Origin of the sequence: Eubacterium sp. BIOML-A2, from assembly GCF_009680135.1 — a bacterium.
GTDB lineage: Bacteria > Bacillota > Clostridia > Lachnospirales > Lachnospiraceae > Faecalicatena > Faecalicatena contortus_B.
The window spans coordinates 1-6,749 of the sequence record NZ_WKZK01000098.1; the positions used below are offsets into that span (position 1 = coordinate 1).

General features: G+C 46.1%; 11 protein-coding genes. 8 read left to right on the forward strand and 3 right to left on the reverse strand.

The window, feature by feature from the left end; translation table 11 throughout:
- The 4 genes from GKG43_RS22285 to GKG43_RS22300 all read left to right on the forward strand — a co-directional run.
- On the forward strand, positions 1–324 hold a 324-nt coding region (locus GKG43_RS22285), incomplete at its 5' end, for a hypothetical protein (protein ID WP_206672038.1).
- Between the two features lie 372 nt (positions 325–696).
- Positions 697–909 carry a hypothetical protein gene (locus GKG43_RS22290; RefSeq protein WP_050641694.1) on the forward strand — a complete coding sequence of 71 codons (213 nt, stop codon included), beginning with the start codon at positions 697–699 and terminating at the stop codon, positions 907–909.
- 34 nt (positions 910–943) lie between these two features.
- The gene (locus GKG43_RS22295; protein ID WP_025654858.1) at positions 944–1,159 is read left to right on the forward strand and encodes a helix-turn-helix transcriptional regulator; all 216 of its coding nucleotides are present in this window, start codon (positions 944–946) and stop codon (positions 1,157–1,159) included.
- The gene (locus GKG43_RS22300) at positions 1,150–1,629 is read left to right on the forward strand and encodes a hypothetical protein (RefSeq protein WP_129880090.1); all 480 of its coding nucleotides are present in this window, start codon (positions 1,150–1,152) and stop codon (positions 1,627–1,629) included. The genes GKG43_RS22295 and GKG43_RS22300 overlap by 10 nt, the downstream gene beginning before the upstream one ends.
- A 171-nt stretch (positions 1,630–1,800) precedes the next feature.
- Here GKG43_RS22300 and GKG43_RS22305 read toward each other — a convergent pair whose 3' ends face one another.
- Complete coding sequence (locus GKG43_RS22305) at positions 1,801–2,175, reverse strand: DUF3783 domain-containing protein (RefSeq protein ID WP_050641692.1); 375 nt, start codon at positions 2,173–2,175, stop codon at positions 1,801–1,803.
- A 145-nt stretch (positions 2,176–2,320) separates the two neighbouring features.
- On the opposite strand from GKG43_RS22305, the gene GKG43_RS22310 reads away from it, so the two are divergent.
- The 4 genes from GKG43_RS22310 to nrdR all read left to right on the forward strand — a co-directional run bounded on the left by GKG43_RS22310 (position 2,321) and on the right by nrdR (position 5,131).
- Positions 2,321–3,094: an ATP-binding cassette domain-containing protein gene (locus GKG43_RS22310; protein WP_025654861.1), complete on the forward strand. Its 774-nt coding sequence runs from the start codon at positions 2,321–2,323 to the stop codon at positions 3,092–3,094.
- Position 3,095: 1 nt separating this feature from the next.
- The gene (locus tag GKG43_RS22315) at positions 3,096–4,298 is read left to right on the forward strand and encodes an ABC transporter permease (protein ID WP_050641691.1); all 1,203 of its coding nucleotides are present in this window, start codon (positions 3,096–3,098) and stop codon (positions 4,296–4,298) included.
- A gap of 80 nt (positions 4,299–4,378) precedes the next feature.
- The gene (locus GKG43_RS22320; protein ID WP_025654863.1) at positions 4,379–4,633 is read left to right on the forward strand and encodes a YlmC/YmxH family sporulation protein; all 255 of its coding nucleotides are present in this window, start codon (positions 4,379–4,381) and stop codon (positions 4,631–4,633) included.
- 48 nt (positions 4,634–4,681) lie between these two features.
- Positions 4,682–5,131 (forward strand): transcriptional regulator NrdR, encoded by a 450-nt coding sequence (gene nrdR, locus GKG43_RS22325; RefSeq protein ID WP_025654864.1) that lies wholly within the window; start codon positions 4,682–4,684, stop codon positions 5,129–5,131.
- A 575-nt stretch (positions 5,132–5,706) separates the two neighbouring features.
- On the opposite strand, the gene GKG43_RS22330 is transcribed toward nrdR, so the two are convergent.
- Both GKG43_RS22330 and GKG43_RS22335 read right to left on the reverse strand, forming a co-directional pair.
- Entirely contained in the window at positions 5,707–5,979 is a 273-nt protein-coding gene (locus tag GKG43_RS22330) for a DUF6092 family protein (RefSeq protein ID WP_050641690.1), read from the reverse strand.
- Positions 5,976–6,500, reverse strand: coding sequence for a nitroreductase family protein (locus GKG43_RS22335; protein WP_129880092.1), 525 nt, complete (start codon positions 6,498–6,500; stop codon positions 5,976–5,978). Before GKG43_RS22335 ends, GKG43_RS22330 begins: the two co-directional genes overlap by 4 nt.
- Positions 6,501–6,749: the final 249 nt, after the last annotated feature.

A 6,749-nucleotide genomic window follows, 5' to 3' on the forward strand; every position in this document is an offset into this window, starting at 1 on the left:
ATTGTATCAAATGGGCTGATGCGCGGTCTAACTGCGCTAAACTGCGGCCTGGGTGGGCCGGAGGCCCGGAATAATCACAGTAATGACATTGATTCGCTGGTTATTAAAAATTCCGATGATGTTGGGAAATATTTTGCTTTACTTTTTATCAATTATATTTATTCTGACAGGTGTTTTGAGTTATGGATTTGCATTGGAATCTGCAAGAGAATGTGGGCGAATGATAATAATTGGGATGGCATTTGGTGCAATACCAGACTTTGTCCCATTTTTGGGAAAAAGTTTAGAGACATTGGTTGCCAAACTGTTAAGTATGACAAATGAATGAGAAAGTCAATATGAAAGAGGGCTGTGAAAGGCTCTCTTTTCTTTTTGCAACTGTGGAATGGCAAGATAATAACGTTATATACAGTGTATATTAAGTGCAGATATTGTATTTCTGCATGATGGGAACATAGGGAGTCCATATAAAGGCATAGGGGAGCTTAAACGGGGGCTGTGTATGGAGGTTGAATTGGTGGTGCTTTCGTGTCTGCGGTAAACCTGTTGTTGAGCGTCCCGTTCCCTATCCGCGCCGGGATTAAAGGTCGTTGTTGGAAAATGTAAAATGTACTTGACATTTTGTGTAAAGCGTACTATACTTTAAATGTAAAACGAACTATACATTTTCTTTAGAGGCAAAGGAGAGCGGTGATTATGAAAAAAGGTGATATGAGGAGAGAATTAAAGCTGGGTTTTGCATTTCATGCGCTGGCTTTGCTGCTTCAGCAGTTTGCGGATACTCCGGAGCTGATTAAGGGATTCCTTTTTGGGATGGCGATCTGCCTGATGTTGATCGGGATTCTTCCGGAAAAGTCCTACCGCAGAATAAAAGCGTTTAAGGGGTCTTTGTTTTATGGAGGAAAGTAGCGTTGAATACGACGGTCAGAAATGGGGGATGTTTTTGGAAAATAAAATTCAGCAGTTGAGGAAGGAACGGAAGATTACGCAGAGTGAACTTGCAGATGCAGTTGAGGTGACAAGGCAGACCATCATATCGCTGGAAAACGGCAGGTATAATGCGTCATTGATACTGGCACATAAGATTGCCCAGTATTTTGGAGTCAATATTGAGGATATTTTTATTTTTAATCTGGAGGAGGAAAATATATGTTTATAAAAGCATTGCAACAGGGAGCTAAGACAGACGAGGAGTACAGGGAGAAACTAAAAGCCCGGATCAGGATAGACTTTTTTATGTGCGGTGTGGGGCTGCTTACTATCGCAGTGGCGATTGTGATGATGTTGAGAGGCGGAGAGTATGAAGAGGGATTTTTATGCGGAGTCTTTATGGGAACCGGTGCAGCCGTCATTATCTTCGCGGTTAAGGAGATCCTGAAGGCAAAAAAACTTCTTAAGAATGAAAAACTTCTACGAGAAGAACGTCTCAAAGTATCCGACGAGAGAAATAAAATGATTAATGAAAAAACCTCATATTGGGCAGGCATGATTGTTATGGGAGTCTGTTATGCAGTTCTTTTGATCTCAGGATTTTTTAACTTTGCTGTATTCTGGACGGCATGGGGAGTACTAATGCTGTATTTCCTTGTTACCGTTATCGTGAAAAAATATTATGAAAAAAAGCTATGATTCCTGCTAGTACAGCAGTGCATTAATCTTTCAGTAATAAGTGCCTGATATCTGCGTCAGAGTTGTGCCTGCTTTCGCGACGGCGTAGTGGTTCCTACGTCTAGCGAAAGCAGGTACAGCTATGACGTAGAGAGCAGGTGATTATTGCTGAATTATTAGTGCACTGCTGTACTAGGGAGTCATAGCCTCATGTTCACGTTTCAGTTCTGCCAAGCATTCGTGGGCAGTCCAGAACTGGTTGGTCGGAGTAAGGACCGCCTTGTAGGGCAGAGGGCCGGCGCCGCTTTTCTTCAGCGCTGCCAGTGCCTGGTTGAGACGGTTGTCATCAAAGAATGCAAAAACGATCATGGTATCGGCCAGGGCGCTGCCGGTATAATTTCCTTCGGCGGGTACCGCGTCTTTTATACCCGCCAGTACGCCGAGCGGCTGGTGATACTCTTCCTCTTTCACATGTTTCAAGCGAACATGCAGGGGAAAAAGTGCCATTTCGATTTTTAACAGCTTTTCTTTATCGGGAACGTGAAAAAGTAAGATAGTTTCTTTCATGGATAGTCCTCCTTATTTTTTTAATATTGTAATCTATTTGGTAAAAGATTGAAAGGGCTGAGGAAGGAAAAAATTGTTATTGACAAATCAATAACAAGGATATATAGTTGTATTAACACAATAGTACAGAATGAGGAGGGAGATCATGATAGAGATCAAAAACCTGACCAAGATTTATAAACTGAATAAAAAGCAGATGAAGGAATCCAAGACGACAAACCCCGTAAAGACTGCTGTTAATGACCTGAGCCTTACGGCAAAACCGGGCGAGATATACGGCCTTTTGGGACCAAACGGCGCGGGGAAGACAACGACGCTGCGGTGTATCTCTACCATCATCAAGCCGACAAAAGGCGAGATCTATGTTTCCGGCCATGAAGTGCAGAAGGAGCCGGAAATGGTGCGGGAGAAGCTCGGCTTTCTGACAGGGGATATAAAGCTGGATCCTCAGTTTTCTGTGGATTATATGTTTGATTTCTTCGGAAGATTACATAACATTCCGGAGGATAGGCTCAAAGCGAGAAAAGAGGAGCTTTTTGAATACTTTGGGATTAAAGACTTTTCCCAGAAAAAAATCAAAGAACTTTCTACAGGTATGGCACAGAAAGCTGCAATCGCGGTGTGTCTGGTTCATGATCCTGATATCGTAATCTTTGACGAACCGACCAATGGGCTGGATGTAGTGACGGCACGCGGCGTTACTGATTATTTAAGAAAATTAAGAGACGAAGGCAAACTGGTGATTATCTCCACGCATGTCATGTCAGAAGCCGAAAAAATCTGTGACAGGATCGGAATTATCATTGATGGTTGCAAGGTGGCTGAGGGAAGCCTGGATCAGATACTTCATGATACAAACACAGAGGATCTGGAAGATGCCTTTTTCGAACTTTACAGAATTCAGAAAGGAGGAAAGTAAGATGAGCGGGATTAAACAGATATGCGGGAAAGAGCTGGCAAGGGTTTTCAAAGACAAGAAGATGATCTTCTCAGTATTTTTCCTTCCGGTGATTATTATGGTTGGTATTATGACTCTGGTCAGCAGTCTGAGCAGCAGCGCTCAGGAAGACGTCGAATCGCATAAGGCGATCGTATATCTCCAGAATGCGCCGGCAGGTTTTGAAGAATTTTTAAAGGCTGCGGACAAAGAATGCGATGTATATACGGTCAGCGACAGGGCCGAGACCGAAGATATGATAAAAAACGGAGGGGCCGATCTGCTGATCGAATTTCCGGAAGGCTTTTTGGATGAGGTTTCCAGTTATCAGACAGGAGCGCCAACCCCTCAGGTTAAGACGTATTACAATCCGTCGGAAGACTATTCACGCGCGGCATATGACACAATATCAAATGGCGTCCTGGAGTCATACAGACAGCTGCTCTTATCCGACCGTGTGGAGGACATGGAAGGTCTTACCGTATTTACAGTAAATTCGGATAATCCCGAAATGGTAATTCAGGACGAGGAGAAAGCCAGCGGCAAGGTTCTGGGAATGATGCTTCCTTATTTTGTAACCATCCTGTTATTTGCGGGGGCTATGGGAATCGGAACTGATATGGTGGCCGGGGAGAAGGAAAGGGGCACGATGGCAAGCCTTCTGGTTTCCCCGATCAAGAGAAGCTCCATTGTACTTGGAAAAGTATTTTCACTGATGATTATCTCCGGAGTATCCTCTGTCGTATATGTGGGTGCAATGGTTGCCTTTATGCCGCAGATGATGAGCGGCATGGGCGGAGATATGGGACTGGATCTGTCGTTGAATCCAAAGCAGATCGGAATGATGGCCGCTTTGCTTGTGGCAATTGCATTTCTGTATTCGGCAATTATCGTCCTGGTATCCGTATTTGCCAAGACCGTGAAGGAGGCCAATTCTTACGTGATGCCGGTTTACATGCTGGTTCTGGTGCTTGGGATCACGACAATGTTTACAACAAAGACCCCGCACGAATGGTTCTACGCCGTGCCGATCTATAACACATCGCTTACGCTGCAGGGCATTCTGACGCAGGAAGTGACTATGATGCAGTATGGGATGACACTGGGCGTAACACTAGTTCTGGGAGCCGTATTAATCGGTGTGATTGCAAAAGCATTTGAAAGTGAAAAGGTAATGGCAATTTAACACGCATTTCAGAGTGCCCGCATATAGTAACAGTGAGAGAAGCTGCTGCTGTATGCGGGCATTTTTGGTGTGGTGAGATTATGAGATTATGTGAATTGCGGGAAAAGGAAGTTATTAATGTATGCGACTGTAAAAGGCTTGGATGCGTTGTGGATGTGGATATCGACATCAAAGAGGGACGGGTGGAGGCCATCATCATTCCGGGGCCGGGGAAAATCTGCGGATTCCTTGGAACAGACTGTGAATATGTCATTCCGTGGCACTGCATCAAGAAGATCGGTCCCGATATTATTTTGGTGGAAATAAGGGAGGAAAAGTTTTTGCAAAAGTTCTAGTTATTGTGTATAATGGGGGAAGAAATGGGAGGAAAGGCGGAATATATTATGAAATGTCCTTATTGTGGAAACCCCGACACAAGAGTAATTGATTCTAGGCCTGCAGAAGATAATAATTCTATACGCAGAAGACGTTCCTGTGACGAGTGTGGAAAACGTTTCACAACCTATGAAAAGGTTGAAACTATTCCGCTGATCGTTATCAAAAAAGACAATAACAGAGAACAGTATGACCGCGCGAAGATTGAGCAGGGCATTTTAAGTGCCTGCTATAAAAGACCGGTTCCGGCATCGGAGATTCAGCGGACGATAGATGCCGTGGAACTGGAGATATTCAACCGCGAGGAAAAAGAGATACCGAGCAGTATGATCGGTGAGATTGTGATGGACAAGCTCAGGGCTCTGGATCCGGTGGCTTATGTGCGGTTCGCTTCCGTATATCGGGAGTTTAAAGATGTAAACACCTTTATGGCGGAACTGAAGGAATTTTTAGAGTAGGGGGGCGCCTTCCCGGGATGGTGAATGAGACGCCGGAGGGGATTTGTGCAGGTGTTTTTGGATACCGGGCGTTTAGCCTAGTTTCCGTAAGGATAAAATAGAAAAATCTGATGGAACCAGCAACATGCGGTGCCAAATCTGATGATTTGGCGCCTTAGTTGCTTCAAACTTTGCTTGGGAAAGCAAAGTTTGTCCATCAGATTTTTCTATTTTATCCTAACGGAAACACGGCACACTTTAGGCATCCAAAAACACCTGCACAAATCCCCTCCGACGTCTCATTCACCATCCCGGGAAGGCGGCGCTCATCCGGGCGGGTGGCCGGAGATGGCGGACGGAGGCGGCGGCGCGAGGGGATGCTGGGGGGAGAATGTTATAGCGCCTTAAGTTGGAAACTGTGGGCCAGGGGGCAGGTATATGCAGAATAATGTGTGTTCAAAGGGCACGCCGTAACTCATGCCCTGCGGGCGGATCCGCAGTAGACTGCGGAATAAGGTATGTCCAAAGGGCGCGCCGTAATGTATACCCTGGCGGGCGGGACGGCAGTATGGGGGCAGAATAATGTTCTGCTTTTGTTAGATTATGTCTACCAGTTTGGCGGCGGCGTCCTGGAGCATTTGGTAGAAGGCGGGCTCGTCGGAGGTGCATTTGTGTTTGCCTTCTTCTATTATGGATATGAGGTCTTTTAGGTCCTGATTATCGGGGTCATCCTCCAGGCGGAGTTGGCACAGGCGCTGGGAGGCCTCTATTAAGCGGAGGGGGCCATAGATGTGAGGCTCGTTTTCCAGGCCGGCGGCGCTGGTTATCATGTAGATTAAGAGTTCGAGACTGGCTTCTTTATTTTTCATTTGTTTTCCTCCCATTGATTGAAGTATAGGATTTCTTCCAGGGGTTTTCTTCTGGGGTCTCTTGGGTCTCCTTCGGGGTAGCCTATGGACATTAGCATTTCTATACGGTATGTATCGGGGAGACAGAGGAGTTTGCGTACGGCGGCATCGGTGTAGGACTTGATGGCGCAGGTGCCGAGGCCCTCTTCGAGTGCCGCCAGCATGATGTTTTCGGCCGCCATAGAGGCGTCCATCATGCAGCCGTAGATTTCAGCATTGCGGGAGTGGCTCAGGGCATATTCCATATCGGAACAGATTACCAGGATGACGGGCGGATGGCCGCTGAGTCCGGGACTGAACATGTCCACTTTAGCGACGAGGTCCGGTTCGGTCACAAAGAAAAATTTCCATGCCTGTAGATTGCTGGCACTGGGCGCGAGCCTGCCGGCATCGGCCAGCCTGCGCAGAATGTCTTCCGGGACCGGGGTGTCCTTGAAGTTCCGGATACTTCTGCGTGATTCAATTGCTTCTGTAATGTTCATTGCAATACCTCACTTTTCATAATTATTTGATTCATTTTATAATGAATCCGCTATATAAACCATAAAAAAATTATATCATAAAATGGGGATTTAGCAACGGGCTTTAGTCCCGGGGCGGATGGGGACGCTCCATAAAGGGATACCCGAAAACCTCCCGGAGAACATCCATGTCCTTTCAAAAACGCGGCCGCGGACCTAAGAAATTCTAGGCGGGAAACAGCCCTGAAAATGGAGCACCACTGACACATC